Raw genomic sequence first — 15727 nt, 5'->3', positions numbered from 1 at the left:
CCCGATGATCAACACCCCGATATTGAAGACAGGTCTTGTCATCGCTCTGGCCGGCGGCCTGACCCTCGCGCCCATGGCCGCCCCTGCTCCGCTTGCGCGCTACGTTTCCAGCGAAGCCCAGGCGGACGCGATCGGCAATTTCTTCAAGAAGGCGAACAAGCCCAAGAGAAAGGGCAAGACCAACGATCCGAGACTGGGCCTCAAGGTGCTTCAGGGGATTGGCGTGGGCCTTGCGGTCGTGGGCATTGCGCGCGGCAATGCGGGTGCCATCATCGTCGGCACGGCGCTGGCGGCCGCCCCCATCGTTTTCCGCAAGGAACTTGAGCGCAAATACGGCCCGGACCAGGGCTGGGCCGGCTGCCTGACCTGCAACAAGAAGCGCGTCATCGTGCAGCCTGGACGCACCCTCTCCAAGAACGATCAGAGGGATATTCTCGCGCAGGTCAAAGAGGATGTGATGGACATCCAGCGCGCGCTCAAGACACTCGGCTATTACAGAAAAGGCATCGACGGCGATTACGGGCCCGGCAGCCGCAGGGCCGCGGCGGAGTTCCAGCGATCGCTCGGCAACGCGCCAACCGGTCGCCTCAGCGCGCGCGAACGCGCTGAACTGTTCCGCCAGGCCAGTGCCGAGGGCTTCACCCCGCAATCCGCCATCGGCGCCACCGCGCTGATGGGCGTCAAGCCGGTCCCGTTCGTCTCACCGGACGATGGCGAGACCATCAACGTCTTCGCGCCACAGGGCGGTGCCACCGCGATGCCTGCGGTTGCCTCCACCCCGGCGGTCACACCGACAATCGCCGAATACCGATTGGCGCAATCTCAGCTTGAGAAGTTCACGAAGGAGGTCCTCCAGAAAGGCGACCTGAGCGACGTCGAGAACGCGATGCTTCTGCCCGATGGCCTTCTGGAGATCTCGGTCCGCGATCCGGCTGCGCCGCGCAAGATCGTCGGCGGGGTCGAGACGATCGAGATCGCCCCGCACGATCTCTCCGACGAGTGGCTGCGCATTTCCATGCCCGACCCGGCCACCGGCAGCGACGTCGCGCTCAACACCATCGACAGCTTCACCTCCAAATCCGAGGCCAATGACTGGCGCGCACAGGCGGAAAAGATGATCGCCCTGCTGATCAAGCTGACCGAGCGCGACGCGAAGCATGAGCCCCCGATGGTCGTGGCCAAGGCCGAGCCTGAAAGCGCGCCCGCCCCAGCAACGCCTGCCGTCGCGCCCGCGGCCAAGACCACCCCTGAAGCCACACCGGCGGCAACCGACCCGGCGGCTCTGGTCGAAAAGGCGGAAGTCGCCCCGACACCTGTCGCGCTCAAGGGCGACGCGGCCGCCGCCCCGGCCAAAGCCATTCCGGCCAGCGCATCCCCCGCCAAACCCGCGCAGTGCGGCGAAAGCCTCTATGTGTCGTTCAACTTCCCGGAGGCCAATGACAAGGTCAATCACTTCAATATCTCCACCCCGGAGAGTGCGGTCATGACGGATAATGGCGACGGCACGATCTATCTCACCGGCCCCTGCGTGCAGGGCGAATACCAATACAAATACGTCGTCGTCGATCAGGACAAGAAGAACAAGAAGTGGTCCTCCTCCCTCAAGGAAGGTTCTTTCGTGATCGCCAGCCTTGCCGGTCAGTGCGAGATTGATCTGAACGACCCGTCCAGGTCGGCAACGCTGCATTGCTACTGAGCGACAGGTCACCGACGATGGCACCCAGCAGACGGCGCGGCCCGATCAATCCCAAGCAGACCGAGCCGCGCCGACATCCCGCGCATTCAGGCATGGGGTGGGCGTTGCAAATCCCGCTGGACATGTTCCGTGGGCTGCGCAACGACCTGGCGCATTACTGGAAACTCATCCAGAACGCGCCGTTGCAGACGCTCGCCGCGCTCGTGTCCTTCATCTTTTCCTCCGACACGCTTGCAGGTCTGCTGTTCGGCGGATCGTCTTCCGGCGGAAACCGCGCGGGCTTCGGGCTTGTCGAAAGCCTCCTGCGGCTGCCCGCCGGGCGGTTGCTGGTCTTTTCCATCGCCACCTGTTCCATCGGCTGGCTGCTGGCGCTGGTCACCGCACCGCTGTCCAGAACCCGCGACGACGGACTGCGCGTCATCGGGGTGGGGGTGACCGCGCTTTGCGGCCTGTTCCTGACCATGGTCGGTCAGCAGATCCTGCCTGCTCCAAAGGAACAGCCCGACGCCAAGGCCTTCGCGCTGACCGTGATCGGGATCGCTGCGGCGACATTGATCATCCAGGTTTATTTCGCTCTGAGGCGCGACATGGATCCCCTCACCATCGAACGACGCGCGACATTGATCCTCACCTTCTCCGGCGTGGCCCTTGTGTCGGCGCTCGTCACCTTCGGCCTGTAGCGAAAGGCCCGGCATGACCACCGATCACCGCGAACGCGCTCTTGCGAGGCTCTCTCTCTCCGCCTTTCTCATCGACGCAGCACTGCTTCTGGCCGTTTGGAAGCTGGGCGGCGATCTGTTGCCGAAACGGGGCTTTCCCTTCGCGCTCGTCCATCAGTGGTACTGGGTGGGCGTACCGTTGGGCTTGATTGCCTATCTGTTCCTGGCGGAAATCGTCTTCAGCGGCTGGTCGCCGGGCCGCTTTTGCTGCGGCCTGCATGTCGGCCACCGCAACCCGGCCGCCTCAACGCTGGGCTGGCGGCTGAAACGGTTCTCATCGCTCTTGCTGGGCTGCGGTTACGCCGTGCACCCGAACCGCCTGCCCGCCTGCAATTGCAGCGCAGAAGTCCTTTTCCGGTCGGATATCACTGGCGAGGCCCCCATCCGCGCCCCGGCGCGCTCCAGCGGAAACTCCCGCCCCCAATCCCCCGCGCCCGCCTCGCCATCTCGCCCCGCGTCCGCACCGCGCACGCCCGAATTACCCCAACGGGTGGAGATCGTTGCAGGCCCCCACAAGGGACAGTCGGCCTTGCTGGCGTCAGGGCGCGCTTTCGCGAAGTCGGGGGAATTCAGGATCGGCCGCGATCCGAACTGGGCGGATCTGCTGCTGACCGGCGACACGCAGGTCTCCAGCCGGCATTGCATCGTGTGGCGACGGGGCGACCGGCTCGAAATCATCGATGGCGCGGGCACCGGCAAGGGCTCCACGAACGGCACAAAAATCGGGACCGTCACGGTATCGGCGACAGCCCCGCAAACCCTGCCTGCAAATGCCACCGTCACCCTCGGCATCAGCACGCTCCTGTTCCGCTGACCCGCGCGCGCATGAGGGGGGCTTGGGAAGGCGAGACCTTACGCAGGTCTCGCCCACGCCTTTCCTGGTGGCGACTTCTAGTAGCCGCGCGTCCGGTCGACCTCATTGACGACCGCCTCGCCCGCAAAAGCGCGCCGGATGTTTTCCGCCATCTGCGTGGCAATCACATTCGGGTCGGCCATGGAGGCGATATGCGGGGTTACGAACACACGGGGATGGACCCACAGGGGGCTGTCCTCGGGCAGCGGCTCCTGTTCGAAAACATCCAGAACCGCGCCGCGCAAGTGCCCGGCATCGAGCGAGGCGAGAAGGTCCGGCTCGTTCAAGAGCTCCCCGCGCCCGATATTCACCAGCGCGGCCCCCTTGGGCATCTGGGCAAAGAGGTCGGCATTGAGAATGTCATTCGTCTCCGCCGTCAGCGGCAGAAGCGCAATCAGAATGTTCGTCTCTTCAAGGAAGGCCGCGCGCTGTTCGTCGCCCGCAAAGACCGCGATGCCGTCCGCCTCATGGGCGCTGCGCGCCCAGGCGCGCACATTGTAGCCGAGGTCCTTCAGCGCCCCGCCCACGGCCCTGCCGAGATTGCCCCACCCCATGATGCCGACCGTGATCTTGTCAGCCCGGTGCTGGCGCGGCTGAACCCAGGCGCGCTTGAGCCGGTTGCGCTGGAACACGTCGAAACCGCGATGGAAGAACAAGGTCGCCCATGTCGCATATTCGACGATGCCGCGCGCATGGTTCGGATCAACGACGCGACAGACGGGCACCTCGGGCAAATCCGGGACGCTGAGGATGTTGTCGACACCGGCGGCGATGCCATGAACCAGGCGCAGGCGCTTCATGTCGCCCAGAACGCCGTGCGGGGGACGCCAGCACAAGGCGACATCGGCCTGCGAGATATCCTCGTTCGGCCAGAGGCGAACATCCGCCTCCGGCATCGCCTTGGCGATCGGCCCGCGCATGAAGCTCATGTCCACATGAGCGCTGATCAACGCAACAATCGGGCGTTCGTTATCGTGCCCAGAGGCCTTTGACGTAGTGGGTGCAGTGGTCTTTTTGGTCATTTCGTTGGCATTCGCTCTGATGTGTTCTGTGCAAGGTGAATTAATTTTAGGCGTACGGAGAGTGAAGGCAATTTCCGCTTCGTCCCATGCTTGACGTCTTTGTGGGGGGTGCGTCAAGCTGTCCGCGATATATCGATATATCGCAAGCTGTCGTCAAGAACAGCTGCCTTCTCAGAACCAAATCTTCCGAAGGGAAAAGCCAATGCGACGACTGCTATCAATCCCCCTTGCACTCACCCTATCGCTTTCCGCATCCGCCGTACTCGCAGAACCGGTAAGCGGCGGCAAGCTCGATCTCATCGTCCAGCCCGAACCGCCCAGCGTCATGCTCGGTGTGGTCACCAACGGCCCGGCGATCCTTGTTGGCGGCAACATTTATGAAGGTCTGCTGCGCTACGACGAGAAGCTCAGCCCGATGCCGTCTCTGGCCTCGTCCTGGACCGTCTCCGAAGACGGCCTCACCTACACCTTCAAGCTGGTGGAGGGCGTGAAATGGCACGATGGCAAGCCGATGACGGCCGCTGACGTTCTGTTCTCCGCCAACGACTACCTTCTCAAGATGCAGCCGCGTCATCGCAACCTGATGAGCCACGTGGAAAGCGTCACCGCGCCCGACGACTACACCGTCGTGTTCAAGCTGAAAGAGCCCTTCGAGGCCTTCATCCGCGGCCTTGCCTTCTACACGATGCCGATCATCCCCAAGCACATCTATGAAGGCACGGACTACGCAACCAATCCGGCCAACGAGAAGCCGATCGGCACCGGCCCCTACAAGCTGGCGGAGTGGAAGCGCGGCAGCTACATCAAGCTGGTCAAGAACGAGGACTACTACCTCGAAGGCAAGCCCTATATCGACGAGCTCTACTACCACGTCATTCCCGACGGCGCTTCGCGCGCGGTCGCCTTCGAGACCGGCAATGTCGCCGTTCTGCCGGGTGGCTCGGTTGAGAATTTCGACATTCCGCGCCTGGCCGAACTGCCCAATTCCTGCGTCACCGAAAAGGGCTGGGAGTATTTCGCGCCGCTGTCCTGGATGTGGCTCAACAACCGGACGGCCCCGCTGGACAATCCGAAATTCCGTCAGGCGATCATGTACGCGATGGATCGCGAATTCGCCAAGGATGTGATCTGGAACGGCTACGGCAAGGTCTCCACCGGCCCGATCTCTTCCAAGATCCCGTTCTACTCCGACACAGGCCCCAGCTACCCCTATGATCCGGCAAAGGCCAAGGCCCTGCTGGAAGAGATCGGCTATGACGGCAAGCCGCTGCGCCTGCTGCCGCTGCCCTATGGCGAAACCTGGCAGCGCTGGGCGGAAGCCGTGAAGCAGAACCTCGCGCAGGTCGGCATCCCGGTCGAGATCGAATCCACCGATGTCGCCGGCTGGAACCAGAAGACCTCGCAGTGGGACTACGACATCGCCTTCACCTATCTCTACCAGAACGGTGATCCGGCCATTGGCGTCGACCGGAACTACAAGACCTCCCAGATTGCCAAGGGCAACCCCTTCAACAATGTGGAAGGCTATTCCAACCCGGAAGTCGACAAGATCTTCGACGAAGCCGCCGTCGCCTTCCCGGCCTCCAAGCGCCAGGAGCTCTACACCGAGGTGCAGGCCAAGCTGCGTCAGGACGTGCCCGTCGCATGGCTGCTCGAACTGAGCTTCCCCACGATCTACAATTGCAAAGTCGAGAACCTCGTGTCGACCGCATCCGGTCTGCCGAACTCGATCCGTGATGCCTGGATCAAGCCCTGAGAGAGCGAAGGGCGGGCTCTGCCCGCTCTTCCACTTCCCGTGTGACCCTTTGGTCCGGAGACCGAGATGACCCGTTTCATCGCCGGCAGGCTTGTGCGCGCCGCCCTCATCCTGCTCGTCATCACTATCGCGAATTTCTGCCTCATCCATGCGGCTCCGGGCGACCCGGCCGCTGTCATGGCGGGCGAAGCGGGCGACGCTGATCCCCAGTTTCTGGAACAGCTGCGCGAACGCTTCGGCCTCGACAAACCCTTCCACGTCCAGCTGTGGGTCTACGTCTCCCACGTCGCCCAGCTCGACCTTGGCTTCTCCTACCGCCAGCAGCTCCCCGTCCTCGACCTGATCCTCGACCGCCTGCCCGCCACGTTGCTGTTGTCGATGTCCGCCTTTGCCGTTTCCCTCGCCCTCGGTGTTCTGGCAGGCGCCCTCGCCGCCGCCCGGCAGGGACGGCTCTCCGACACGCTGATTTCGCTCTTCGCGCTGATCTTCTATGCGACGCCGCTCTTCTGGCTGGCCCTGATGGCGGTGCTGCTGTTCTCCATCCAGCTCGGCTGGTTGCCCGGCTTCGGCTACGAGACCGTGGGCGCCGGCTATACCGGATTTTCGCGCGCGCTCGACATCGCGCACCACCTCGTGCTGCCCGCCATGACGCTCGGCCTCTTCTTCATGGCCGTCTATGTGCGCATGACCCGCGCCTCCATGCTGGAGGTCTCGCAGATGGATTTCGTCAAGACCGCCAAGGCCAAGGGCCTCAGGCCCGGCGTGATCCAGCGCCGCCACGTGCTGCGCAATGCGCTTCTTCCCGTCGTCACGCTCGCAGGCCTCCAGGCCGGCCAGCTCGTCGGTGGTGCGGTCCTCATCGAAACCGTGTTCGCCTGGCCCGGCATCGGGCGGCTGATGTTCGAGGCGCTCTCCCAGCGCGACTACAATCTGCTGCTCGGCGTCTTCGTCGTCTCCGCCGCCATGGTGCTCCTCTTCAACTTGATCACGGACGTGCTCTACCGCTTCGTCGATCCTCGGATTCGGGTGACGTCATGACCGATTTCTGGAAACGCTTCTCAAAGCACCGCGGCGCGGTCGCCGGGCTGCTGATCCTCTTTGCGATCATCGTGCTCGCGGTGCTGGCGCCCGTCCTCTTCCCCACCTCGCCCTGGGCCATGGTCCAACGTCCCTTCATGCCGCCCTTCCAGAACGGGGAGTTCTTCCTCGGAACCGACACGATGGGCCGCAACCTCGCCTCCGGCGTCGCCCACGGGGCCTATATCTCGCTGCTCGTCGGCCTCGTCTCCACTGTCGTATCGCTGATGATCGGCATCCCCATCGGGGCGATTGCAGGCTATTTCGGCGGCGTCATCGATGACGTGCTGATGCGCTTCACCGAGCTTTTTCAGTCCGTCCCGAGCTTTGCGCTCGCCGTGGTGCTGGTGGCCATCTTCCAGCCCTCCATCACCTCCATCGTCATCGCCATCGCCATCGTTTCCTGGCCGCCCGTCGCCCGCCTTCTGCGCGGCGAGGTCATGTCGCTGAAATCGCGCGATTTCGTCGATGCCGCGATCCTGTCGGGCCAGAAGCCGGCGACCGTCATCTGGCGCCAGATCCTGCCCAACACCCTGTCGCCGATCATCGTGCTCGCCTCCATGATGGTGGCCGCCGCCATCCTGGTTGAAAGCGCGCTCTCCTTCATGGGGCTGGGCGATGCCAATGTCATGTCATGGGGCTACATCATCGGCGCGGGCCGCACCGTGATCCGTCAGGCATGGTGGGTGAGCTTCTTCCCCGGCGTCCTGATCCTCTTGACCGTGCTGGCCCTCAACCTCGTCGGGGAAGGCCTGAACGACGCCCTCAACCCGCGCCTCAGCCGGAAGGGAAAATGACCATGAGCGTTGAACCCCGCGAAAAGGCCTTCTTCCACCCCGGCGCGAAGAACCGGCCAGAAGGCGCCCCGATCGTCCAGATCCAGAAGCTGAGCATCGCCCTTCCCGAAGGCGCGGATCGCGTCTTCGCCGTCGACCGCGTCAGCTTCGACATCTATCCCGGCGAGATCGTCTGCGTGGTGGGCGAGAGCGGCTCGGGCAAGTCCATGTCAGCCAACGCGCTGATGGGACTGCTGCCGGACATGGTCCGCGTCGCGGCCGGTCGCATCCTGCTGGGCGGTGAAGACCTGCTGGAAATGCCCCCCAACGCCTTCTACGACATTCGCGGCCGCCGCGTTGCGATGATCTTCCAGGAACCGATGACCGCCCTCAATCCGCTGATGAAGGTGTCGGCGCAGATCGAGGAAGTCTTCGAGGCCCATAACGTCCTCACCCCGTCTGAGCGCAAGGCCCGCGCGCTGGAGCTGCTCACCGAGGTTGGCCTGCCCGACCCGCAGCGCGCGGCCCAGTCCTATCCCTTCCAGCTCTCCGGCGGCCAGCGCCAGCGTGTCATGATCGCCATGGCGCTGGCGCTTGAGCCGGAAGTGCTGATTGCGGACGAACCGACCACCGCGCTCGACGTGACCACGCAGGCCCAGATCCTTGAGTTGATCCGCAATCTGCAGCGCACACACAAGATGGCCGTGATGTTCATCACCCACGATTTCGGCGTGGTGGCGGAGATCGCCGATCAGGTGACCGTGATGCAGCATGGCCGGATCGTGGAACAGGGCACTGCGGACGAGGTCCTGCTTTCGCCGCAGCACTCCTATACGCGCAAGCTGATCGACGCCATTCCCACCGGCACCGCGGAAGAGACAGACAATGCAGCGGGCGAACAGGCCCCGCTTCTGGAGGTCGACAAGCTGTCCAAGATCTATCGCATGGGCGGCGGTCTCTTTTCCAAACAGCGCGAGGTTCATGCGGTCAAGGACGTCTCCTTCACGCTGGCGCGCGGCGAAACGCTCGGCATCGTGGGCGAAAGCGGCTCGGGAAAATCCTCCGTCGGGCGCTGTCTCGTGCGCCTTCAGGACCCTGACGGCGGGCGCGTCATGCTGGATGGGAAGGACATCGCCCATCTGAAGGGCGAGGCGCTGCGCACAATGCGCAAGCGCATCCAGATGATCTTCCAGGACCCCTATTCCTCGCTCAACCCGCGCGAGAAGGTCGGTCGCATCATCGCCTCCGGCCCCATCGCCTTTGGCGAGGACCCGGCATCCGCGTTCAAGGAGGCCGCCCGGCTTCTGGAACTGGTCGGCCTGGACGCATCCGCCGCCGAACGCTTTCCGCATGAGTTTTCAGGCGGGCAGCGCCAGCGCATCGGCATTGCCCGCGCGCTTGCCCTGAAACCGGAAATCATCGTGGCCGACGAGGCGGTTTCCGCGCTCGACGTCTCCATTCAGGCTCAGGTTCTGGAACTGCTGGAAGAGCTCAAACAGACCTTCAACCTGTCACTCGTCTTCATCACCCACGATCTGCGCGTTGCCGCCAGGATCTGCGACCGGGTGCTGGTCATGCAGACCGGCGAGGCCGTGGAAATGGGCAGCGCAAAGACCATTTTCGAAAACCCGCAGCATCCCTATACGCGCAACCTCATCGAAGCCATTCCGGGCCGGGAGAAGGAAGCTCGCATGGCGGAACTGGCATCAGCCTGAACCGCGATTACCCATTACCGGCCCTTGAGCCGCGTACATAACGGAGCAATTTTCATGACCATCATTCCCAACTCTGCCGAAGCCCGTGATGTCGCCTACCAGATGCATCAGAACGTGAACCTGCGCAAATACGAGCGCGATGGCGGTCTGGTGATCGAATCCGGAGAAGGCATCTATGTCACCGACAACAACGGCAAGCGCTACATCGAAGCGCTGGCGGGTCTCTGGTCGGTCGCACTCGGCTTCGGCGAGAAGAGCCTGGCCGAGGTTGCCAAACAGCAGATGGAGAAGCTGCCCTACTACCACACCTTCGCCTACAAGACCCACGGCCCGTCCATCGATCTGGCCGAACTGCTGATCAAGATCGCCCCGGTGCCCATGTCGAAGGTGCACTTCACCTCTTCCGGGTCTGAAGCCAATGATCTGGCTTGCAAGATGGTGTGGTATCGCTCCAACGCGCTGGGCAAGAAGGACAAGAAGAAGATCATCGGGCGCGAAAAGGGCTATCACGGCGTGACGATTGCCGCGGGCTCGATCACCGGTATCACCCGCAACCACGAGAGCTTCGACCTGCCGCTCGACCGCATGGTCCACACGTCCTGCCCCTCCTATGTCCATTATGGAAAGGACGGCGAGACGGAGGAGCAGTTCACCGCACGCTTGCTGAAGGATCTTGAGGACCTGATCGAGCGCGAGGGCGCCGACACCATCGCCGCCTTCTGGGGCGAACCGGTAATGGGCGCGGGCGGTGTGCTGGTTCCGCCCGCCGGTTACTGGGAAGGCGTGCAGAAGATCCTCAAGAAGAACGACATCCTGCTGGTCGCCGACGAGGTGATCTGCGGCTTTGGGCGCATCGGCACCATGTTCGCCTGCGAACGCCTGAACATCGAGCCGGACGTGCTGGTTCTCTCCAAGCAGCTCTCCTCGTCTTACCTGCCGCTTTCGGCGATCCTGATGAACGACAAGTTCTATCAGCCGATCGCCGATGAATCGGATCGCATCGGCTCGTTCGGCCACGGCTTCACCGCGTCCGGCCACCCGGTCGCCACCGCCGTCGGCCTGGCCAACGTCAAGCTCATCATCGAGCGCGAGCTCGTCGCCAATGCCGCATCCCTGGAAGAGAAGTTCCTCTCCGGCCTCGCCAAACTCGCAGAGCATCCGCTGGCCCATTCCTCGCGCGGCATCGGCCTGATCGGCGCGCTGGAAATGAAGCCGCTGGCCGATGGCAAGCCCGGCGATGCCGCCATGGCTCTCCAACTCGCCTGCGAGGCGGAAGGCGTCATCACCCGCAACATCGGCGAAGCCATCTGCTTCTGCCCGCCGCTGATCATCACCGCAGAGCAGGTCGACGAGATGTTTGCAGCCGTTGGCCGCGCGCTCGACAACCTGGCCGCAGGCTGAGCGTGAGGAGACAGCGTAGATGAGTGCTGCAACACCCACCAAGACCGATCTCGGCGAGATGACGGCGGCGGAGCTTTCCGACGTCTTTGCCTCCGGTGAGGCCTCCCCCGTGGAGGCCGTCAAGGCCTCCCTTGAGCGCATCGATCGTTTCAACCCGGTCGTCAACGCCTTCGCCTATGTGGTCGCCGAAGAGGCGCTGGCGGAGGCCAAGGCCTCGGAAGCCCGCTGGCAAAAGGGCAAACCTCTCAGCCCCATTGACGGCGCGCCGACGACAATCAAGGAACTGACCGCCGTCAAGGGTATCCCGCTGCGCCGTGGCTCCGTTCTGGGCGATACAGAACCCTGCAATCGCGATCTGGAAATCATCCAGCGCCTACGCGGGGCCGGGGCGACCATCCTTGGCACCACCACCTCGCCGGAATTTGGCTGGAAGGGCCTGACCCACGGGCCCCACTTCGGCAACACGGTCAACCCCTGGCACACGGACCGCGCTTCCGGCGGGTCCTCCGGCGGCGCAGCCGTTTGCGCCGCGCTCAACATGGGCGTCCTCCATGAAGGCTCGGACGGTGCGGGCTCCATCCGCATCCCGGCCTCCTTCTGCGGTGTCTTCGGCATCAAGCCGACCTTCGGCTGGATCCCGGCGGATGCGCCGTCCGCGCTGTTCGAGCTTGCCCATCGCGGCCCGCTCACCCGCACCGTGGAAGACGCGGCGCTGTTCTTGAACGCCACCACCGGCTGGTCGCCCCACGCTCTTTACGGACGCTGCCCGAGCCCGGTTCCGGACTGGCGCAAGGTCGTGAAGCAAGCCGGCACGCTGAAGGGCTTCACGCTCGCCTATAGCCGCGATCTGGGCTATGCGAAGGTGGACGCGGAGGTCGCGGCAGCGGTGGACAAGGCGGTCACCCGCCTCGGCGAACTGGGCGCGACCATTGAGGAAGTGGATCCCGGCTTCGCCTGTCCGCAGGAAACCCTGCTGACGCTCTGGTATGCCGCACAAGCCAAGGCAATCGGCGCCTTCGCGCCAACCGACGAGCAGAAGAAGAACATGGACCCCGGCCTTTTGAAGATCGTCGAGGAAGGCCAGACCTATTCCGCGCTGGATTACATCGCCGCCCGTCAGGCCCGTGCGGACCTGACCGTCCACATGGAACTGTTCTTCCAGAAATATGATGCGCTGGTGCTGCCGACCATGCCGCTTACCGCCTTTGAGGCGGGCATGGATTTCCCCGGCAACGGCACGGGCCGCGACTGGTCGGACTGGTCGCCCTTCACCTATCCGTTCAACCTCACAGGCCAACCGGCGACCACCGTGCCGTGCGGCTTCGATGCGGACGGGCTGCCCATCGGCCTGCAATTTGTCGGACCGAGCTTCCGCGATGACGTGGTGCTTGGCATGGCGGCCGCCTATCAGGCAGCCTTCCCCGAAGAACGGCTCAGCGAACCGCGCAAGGGCTGAGGCCCACCACGAACCGTGCGGGCGGAAGGCTTGAAAGGCCCCGCCGCCCGCACCAAAACCAGACATGACCGACGAGGCGCTCCACGCGATGACTGCTGCAACTGCCCCCACTTCCGGATTGGGCGCCGAACTCCAAACGGCCTCCACCCTTCTGTCCGACCGGCAGGTGGAAGATCTGGTCAGGACCCATTACGGGCTGAGCGGCAAGGCGGAATGGCTTTGGGGGGAAAAGGATTCCAACCATCGCCTGACGCTTGAGGATGGCTCGACCTGCCTCGTCAAGGTTCTCAATGCCGGTGAGAAACCGGAAACGACCAGCCTGCATTCCAGCGCCTTGCTGCATGTCGCCCATGTGGATCCGGGCATTCCCGTGCAGCGCATCGTGCCCGCGCTGAACGGCGCGCCCGACATTCGCATCCCGACCGAGGATGGAGACACCCGCGCAGTGCGCCTCGTCACCTTCCTGCATGGCCAGGCGCTTTCAAGCGTCAAGCACACGGCCCGTCAGCGCGCCAATGTCGGCATCATGATGGCCCGCATGCAAAAGGCGTTCGAGAGCTTCGAACATGCCTGCGCCAACCACAAGATCACATGGGACATGACCCATGCGCCCGATCTCGCCGCCGGTCTCGATTGCCTGACCGACGAGGCGGAACGTGACCGGCTGGCCGCCTGCCTCACCCGGTTCAAGGCGGACGTTCTGTCCCGCCTCCACGATCTGCCGACACAGGTGATCCACAACGACTTCAACTGCGAGAACATCCTCGTCGATCCCGACAAACCCGACGAGGTGAGCGGGATCATCGATTTCGGGGACATGGTCCGCGCGCCCCGTGTCTTCGATGTGGCCGTGGGCGCGAGCTACATGCTGGACGAGGAGAGTGAACCGGTCGACTGCGTCTTCGACATGTTGGCGGGCTACGCGACCCTTCAGACACTGAACGACGCCGAAATCGCGGCGCTCTACCCCGCCATGATGGTGCGGACCCTGATGCGGATCGTGATCCCGCACTGGCGCGCCAGCATGTTCCCCGAACACGCCGCGCGCATTCTCTGCCGCACGGATTTGTCGCGGCGCATCTTCGCCCGCCTGAGTGCCTATTGCGAAGACGAATTCGCCGCCCGTTGCCACACCATCTTCATGCGAGCCCCCAAATGACCGCCCCCCGCACCTCCATGATCAACGGTTTCGATGTCTCACGCCTTGCCTCCATGCCCGAGCATGAGCGCAAGCTCATCGAACGCCGTCAGGCCCTGTTGGGGCCCTCCTACCGGCTCTTCTACGAGGAACCGCTCCATCTGGTGCGCGGCGAAGGCGTCTGGCTCTACGATCATGCGGGCAAGGCCTATCTCGATGCCTATAACAACGTGCCCTGCATCGGCCACTGCCATCCGCGCGTGGTGGAAGCCATCGCCGAACAGGCCGCGGTCCTGAACACCCACACCCGTTATCTCGACGAAGCCCTGCTCGACTATTCCGAACGCCTGCTGGCGACCTTCCCGGATGAGCTTTCCCGGGTCATGTATACCTGCACGGGCAGCGAGGCGGTGGATCTGGCGCTGCGCATCGCCTGTTTCGTCACCGGCGGCACCGGCATCATCATCACCGAAAACGCCTATCACGGCGTCACGCGCGCGGCCGCGGAAATCTCGCCGTCGCTGGGCGAGAACATGCCGGTCGGCCAGCATGTCCTGACCATCCCCGCCCCCGACAGCTACCGTGGCGATGGAGAAGACGTCGGGGCCGCCATGGCGCGTGACGTGCGCGCGGCCATCGCCTTCTTCCGCCGCCGCAACATCAGGCCCGCTGCCTTCATCGCCGACAGCATCTTCTCAACCGACGGCATCTTCGCCGAGCCCGCTGGCTTCCTGAAGGAGACGCTGGATGCCGTGCACGAGGCCGGTGCGGTCTATATCGCCGATGAAGTGCAGCCCGGCTTTGGTCGCCTTGGCGACGGCATGTGGGGTTTTGCCCGCCACGGGATCGTTCCCGATATCGCCGTCATGGGCAAACCCATGGGCAACGGCATGCCCATCGCGGCCGCCGTCATGAAGCCTGAGCTTCAGGAGGAATTCGGCCAGAAAATCCGTTACTTCAACACCTTCGGCGCAAACCACGTCTCCATCGCCGCCGCGTCCGCGGTTCTGTCGGTGATCGAGGAGGACCGCCTCATCGCGAACGCAAAGCTTTCCGGCGATGCGTTGATGACCGGCATGCGCACCATGCAGGAAAACGACGAGCGCATCGGCGATGTGCGCGGCGCCGGGCTCTTCGTGGCGCTGGAATTCGTGTCAGACGGCGAGACCAGGACGCCCGATGCGGCGCTGGCCACGAATGTCGTCAACGAGATGCGTCGCCGGGGCGTTCTCATCAGCGCCTCCGGCCCCCATGCCAACGTGCTGAAGATCCGCCCACCGCTTCCCTTCTCCCGCGATGACGCGGGCCATTTCCTCGATGTTCTTTCAGGCGTTCTCGCCGATATCCCTTTTCGGAGCCCCTCGTGAAACAACCTGGACAATATTCCCCTCCCGACGAGACGGACCGCGGCAAACCGAAGGCTGAACAGGCCTATGATTACCTGCGCGATGCGGTGATCAGCATGCGGCTTGAGCCCAATTCCATCATTGCGGAAAAGGAACTGTGCGCCGAACTGGGCATCTCCCGCACCCCCTTGCGCGAAGCCGTGCTGCGCCTTGCCCAGGAAGGACTTGTCACGGTGGTGCCCGGTGACGGCACCTTCGTGAGCCGGATTTCCCTGCGCGGCGTCCTTCAGGGCTATCTGGTTCGCTCCAGCATCGAATTGCGCATGGTGCGCCTTGCCGCGCGCAATTACAGCGAGACCTTCGATCGCGATTTCAACATCCTGCAGTTCCTTCAGCAGGACGCGAACAAGCGCTTGGATTATGGATTGGCCCTGCGGCTCGACACGGAGTTCCATCAGCTGATCTGTCGGGTGGCGGGATTTCCCGATATCTGGAGCGCCGTTCACAATGCGACCGGCCAGCTCGACCGGCTGCGCTACCGCGCCTTCGACAAGCAGGGCATGCGCAAGGAAATCGAGGACGAACACAGCGCCATCCACAAGGCGCTTCAGGCCAAGGACGGCGATCTCGCCCATGCGCTGTTGCGCAAGCATCTCAACGACATTTCCGACGTCATCGACTTCGTGAAGCGCGACAGCCCAGACATCCTCTTCATGGAAGAGGATCTCGATCTGGCAACGCTTTTGAACACCTGACACGGCCAAGCAGCCCG

The 15727-nt window shown here is 63.7% G+C and carries 13 protein-coding genes; 12 read left to right on the top strand and 1 reads right to left on the bottom strand.

Annotated features, from left to right (window positions below; all coding sequences use genetic code 11):
• The first annotated feature begins 4 nt into the window (after positions 1 to 4).
• The 3 genes from ABGM93_RS18125 to ABGM93_RS18115 are packed head-to-tail and all read left to right on the top strand — an operon-like array spanning position 5 to position 3229.
• Positions 5 to 1696 carry a peptidoglycan-binding domain-containing protein gene (locus ABGM93_RS18125; protein WP_321501850.1) on the top strand — a complete coding sequence of 564 codons (1692 nt, stop codon included), beginning with the start codon at positions 5 to 7 and terminating at the stop codon, positions 1694 to 1696.
• A gap of 17 nt (positions 1697 to 1713) precedes the next feature.
• Positions 1714 to 2376 (top strand): hypothetical protein, encoded by a 663-nt coding sequence (locus ABGM93_RS18120; RefSeq protein WP_321501848.1) that lies wholly within the window; start codon positions 1714 to 1716, stop codon positions 2374 to 2376.
• A gap of 13 nt (positions 2377 to 2389) precedes the next feature.
• On the top strand, positions 2390 to 3229 hold the full coding sequence (locus tag ABGM93_RS18115; protein WP_321501846.1) for an FHA domain-containing protein: 840 nt from the start codon (positions 2390 to 2392) through the stop codon (positions 3227 to 3229).
• Between the two features lie 77 nt (positions 3230 to 3306).
• On the opposite strand, the gene ABGM93_RS18110 is transcribed toward ABGM93_RS18115, so the two are convergent.
• Positions 3307 to 4218: a glyoxylate/hydroxypyruvate reductase A gene (locus tag ABGM93_RS18110; RefSeq protein WP_321501844.1), complete on the bottom strand. Its 912-nt coding sequence runs from the start codon at positions 4216 to 4218 to the stop codon at positions 3307 to 3309.
• A 274-nt stretch (positions 4219 to 4492) separates the two neighbouring features.
• Between ABGM93_RS18110 and ABGM93_RS18105 the strand changes: the two genes are divergently transcribed.
• The 9 genes from ABGM93_RS18105 to ABGM93_RS18065 all read left to right on the top strand — a co-directional run bounded on the left by ABGM93_RS18105 (position 4493) and on the right by ABGM93_RS18065 (position 15710).
• The gene (locus tag ABGM93_RS18105) at positions 4493 to 6046 is read left to right on the top strand and encodes an ABC transporter substrate-binding protein (protein ID WP_321501842.1); all 1554 of its coding nucleotides are present in this window, start codon (positions 4493 to 4495) and stop codon (positions 6044 to 6046) included.
• A 66-nt stretch (positions 6047 to 6112) separates the two neighbouring features.
• Positions 6113 to 7084: an ABC transporter permease gene (locus ABGM93_RS18100; RefSeq protein ID WP_321333375.1), complete on the top strand. Its 972-nt coding sequence runs from the start codon at positions 6113 to 6115 to the stop codon at positions 7082 to 7084.
• Positions 7081 to 7920 carry an ABC transporter permease gene (locus ABGM93_RS18095; RefSeq protein ID WP_319775269.1) on the top strand — a complete coding sequence of 280 codons (840 nt, stop codon included), beginning with the start codon at positions 7081 to 7083 and terminating at the stop codon, positions 7918 to 7920. Before ABGM93_RS18100 ends, ABGM93_RS18095 begins: the two co-directional genes overlap by 4 nt.
• A 2-nt stretch (positions 7921 to 7922) precedes the next feature.
• The gene (locus ABGM93_RS18090) at positions 7923 to 9614 is read left to right on the top strand and encodes an ABC transporter ATP-binding protein (protein WP_321501840.1); all 1692 of its coding nucleotides are present in this window, start codon (positions 7923 to 7925) and stop codon (positions 9612 to 9614) included.
• Positions 9615 to 9668: 54 nt separating this feature from the next.
• Entirely contained in the window at positions 9669 to 11015 is a 1347-nt protein-coding gene (locus tag ABGM93_RS18085) for an aspartate aminotransferase family protein (RefSeq protein ID WP_321501838.1), read from the top strand.
• Positions 11016 to 11034: 19 nt separating this feature from the next.
• Entirely contained in the window at positions 11035 to 12471 is a 1437-nt protein-coding gene (locus ABGM93_RS18080) for an amidase (RefSeq protein WP_321501836.1), read from the top strand.
• Between the two features lie 88 nt (positions 12472 to 12559).
• Positions 12560 to 13630, top strand: a complete 1071-nt coding sequence (locus tag ABGM93_RS18075) for a phosphotransferase (protein ID WP_321501834.1) — start codon at positions 12560 to 12562, stop codon at positions 13628 to 13630.
• A complete protein-coding gene (locus ABGM93_RS18070; RefSeq protein ID WP_321501832.1) occupies positions 13627 to 14976 on the top strand; it encodes an aminotransferase class III-fold pyridoxal phosphate-dependent enzyme in 1350 nt (449 codons plus the stop codon). Before ABGM93_RS18075 ends, ABGM93_RS18070 begins: the two co-directional genes overlap by 4 nt.
• Positions 14973 to 15710 carry a GntR family transcriptional regulator gene (locus tag ABGM93_RS18065; RefSeq protein ID WP_321501829.1) on the top strand — a complete coding sequence of 246 codons (738 nt, stop codon included), beginning with the start codon at positions 14973 to 14975 and terminating at the stop codon, positions 15708 to 15710. The genes ABGM93_RS18070 and ABGM93_RS18065 overlap by 4 nt, the downstream gene beginning before the upstream one ends.
• The last annotated feature ends 17 nt before the right edge of the window (positions 15711 to 15727 follow it).

Origin of the sequence: Breoghania sp. (assembly GCF_963674635.1) — a bacterium.
Classification (GTDB): Bacteria; Pseudomonadota; Alphaproteobacteria; order Rhizobiales; family Stappiaceae; genus Breoghania.
The sequence above is the reverse complement of the archived record's forward strand: the minus strand, read 5'-3'. Positions and strand labels throughout refer to the sequence as shown.

Coding starts and splice junctions, on each gene's coding strand:
- ABGM93_RS18090 (WP_321501840.1), top strand. CDS start 7,923: ATGAGCGTTGAACCCCGCGAAAAGGCCTTCTTCCACCCCGGCGCGAAG.
- ABGM93_RS18120 (WP_321501848.1), top strand. CDS start 1,714: ATGGCACCCAGCAGACGGCGCGGCCCGATCAATCCCAAGCAGACCGAG.
- ABGM93_RS18085 (WP_321501838.1), top strand. CDS start 9,669: ATGACCATCATTCCCAACTCTGCCGAAGCCCGTGATGTCGCCTACCAG.
- ABGM93_RS18125 (WP_321501850.1), top strand. CDS start 5: ATGATCAACACCCCGATATTGAAGACAGGTCTTGTCATCGCTCTGGCC.
- ABGM93_RS18115 (WP_321501846.1), top strand. CDS start 2,390: ATGACCACCGATCACCGCGAACGCGCTCTTGCGAGGCTCTCTCTCTCC.
- ABGM93_RS18075 (WP_321501834.1), top strand. CDS start 12,560: ATGACTGCTGCAACTGCCCCCACTTCCGGATTGGGCGCCGAACTCCAA.
- ABGM93_RS18070 (WP_321501832.1), top strand. CDS start 13,627: ATGACCGCCCCCCGCACCTCCATGATCAACGGTTTCGATGTCTCACGC.
- ABGM93_RS18105 (WP_321501842.1), top strand. CDS start 4,493: ATGCGACGACTGCTATCAATCCCCCTTGCACTCACCCTATCGCTTTCC.
- ABGM93_RS18080 (WP_321501836.1), top strand. CDS start 11,035: ATGAGTGCTGCAACACCCACCAAGACCGATCTCGGCGAGATGACGGCG.
- ABGM93_RS18100 (WP_321333375.1), top strand. CDS start 6,113: ATGACCCGTTTCATCGCCGGCAGGCTTGTGCGCGCCGCCCTCATCCTG.
- ABGM93_RS18095 (WP_319775269.1), top strand. CDS start 7,081: ATGACCGATTTCTGGAAACGCTTCTCAAAGCACCGCGGCGCGGTCGCC.